This window comes from Candidatus Dormiibacterota bacterium (assembly GCA_036495095.1).
GTDB lineage: Bacteria > Chloroflexota > Dormibacteria > Aeolococcales > Aeolococcaceae > CF-96.
The window spans coordinates 1-1,831 of record DASXNK010000128.1; the positions used below are offsets into that span (position 1 = coordinate 1).

General features: G+C 68.9%; 1 protein-coding gene. It reads right to left on the minus strand.

The genetic code is table 11. The features are described 5' to 3' along the window. Window positions 1–1,570, minus strand: a 1,570-nt coding sequence (locus VGL20_13430) for an IS1380 family transposase (GenBank protein ID HEY2704679.1), incomplete at its 3' end; no start/stop codon positions are given. Window positions 1,571–1,831 lie beyond the last annotated feature (261 nt).

Here is a 1,831-nt window from a genome sequence, read left to right on the forward strand (position 1 = left end):
GCACCCGCAGCCGCTCCACCAGCCGCAGCAGCGCACCCTGCCACGGATTCCACGACAGCAGCCGGAAGATCAATCGCCCACCGCCCCGCACCACCTGGCACGGCAGCTCGATCACCGCGGCGCGGAACGTCGCGAACTCCATCCGCAGCCAACTCCGCCGCTCGGCCCGATGCTCCTCGGCGTGACCCGGCTCCTCCGGCAGCAGCAAGGCCGCCCACGCCTTGAGCGTCCACGCCAGCGATGCCATCACCATGTACGCCCAGTTGCTCACCAGGTCGTTCACCGGCGCCGCCAGCGCGGGCACGCCCCCCTTGAGCTGCGCGATGACGTTCTCCTGGTCGCAGCGGCCATTCGCCTCGAGCACCAGCTCGTCGGCCGCGGACTCGCGGTCGTTGGTGATGAAGAAGAAGTAGCGGTATTCCTCGCGGAGCCGCACCGAACCCTTGTCGATCCCCAGCCGCTTGCGCAGCACCACCACGCGATAGGTCGCCCGGCAGGCCGTCGGGCGGTAGTCGAACTCGGCCACCATCTCCTCGAGCGTGTGGATCGTCTCGAACCCCCGCCGCCGGACGACCTGCTCCTTGACAGGCTCGGGCCGCTGCCGCGGCGCCGTCCGGATCGCGTCCTTCGGCGGCCGCTCCAGGTAGCTGTACGCCTCGGCCGGCAGGCCCTCGGCCAGGGCCATCAGGGCCGGATTGATCCCCATCCCGAAGACGAACCGGACCCCCTCGATCGCACTCCAGCGGTCGAGGTGGGCGGTCTGGCTGAAGTCGGTATCCCCGCGGAGCGCGATCCGGCGGAAGCCGGCCCGCTGACACAGCGCGATCGCCCGGTCGATGTAGGCGTGCGCCCCCTCGTGCGACGGGCGGTTGCCGGGGCGATTGGCCAGGTAGAGCGGCTCGCCGGTGTCGGCCAGCGTGACCACCAGCGGATGGTAGCCCCAGGTGCCGTCGTAGGCGATATCGACCCCCTCCTTGCACTCGGCGTCGGTGGCGACGAGGGTGCCGTCGATGTCCACGGTCGCCTCGGCGAAGAAGTCGGCGGGCTGCTGGGCGTAGACGCGGAGCCGGGCGGTGTTGATGGCCTCCATCAGGTCCAGGACGTCGGCCTCGCGGAAGCGGCGGCAGAAGTCCCCTTCGGTGGTCGGGTCGGGGATGCGCACGGCGCCCAGGGCGTCGAGATAGACCTCGTCGGTGCGGAGCCGCTCGATGTGCTCGAGGCGGCGGCCGCCGGCGAGGAGGTTGAAGGCGATGTTCAGGACGTGGTCGGACTCGAAATAGGGGAGGTGTCGCTTCAGCAGGTGGAGGTCATGGTCGATGGCGGCGATCAACCCGGTGCGCCGGGCGACCAGCAGAAGGGCGCCGAGGCCGCCGGGGGCGAGGCCCTGGGTGCGCTGCCCCAGCTCGTAGTGGATGTTGGCGGCGGTGATCATGGGCGCCTCGCTCTCGGGCGCGGGTCGCGGGGCGATGCGGTCGAGGAGCCGTTGCCGGCGCCGTTGCAAGAGCTTGCCGTTGCGTTCCTTGGCCTTAGTGCTCTGGAAACCGGCGGGCTTGGGCGGGACAATGATCATCACTCGAAACCCTCGGAAGGTTGGAAGGATGCGGATCTGATTCAACCGGCATTCTTCCAGGATTTCCGGGGGCTTTCGAGCTTTTCCCGGGCCGCCGACCCGCGCCGCCTATATATCACGCTTGTTTTGGGTCTAGACTAGAAATCGGTTTGTCAGACAGAGCCTAGCCTGATGGAGCAGGAGGTCCTCCCGGGGGTCAGGCCGGTGATCGCCCGGCGGATCATCGAGGGGCGGACCTACCCGTCGGTCAAGGACTTGGAG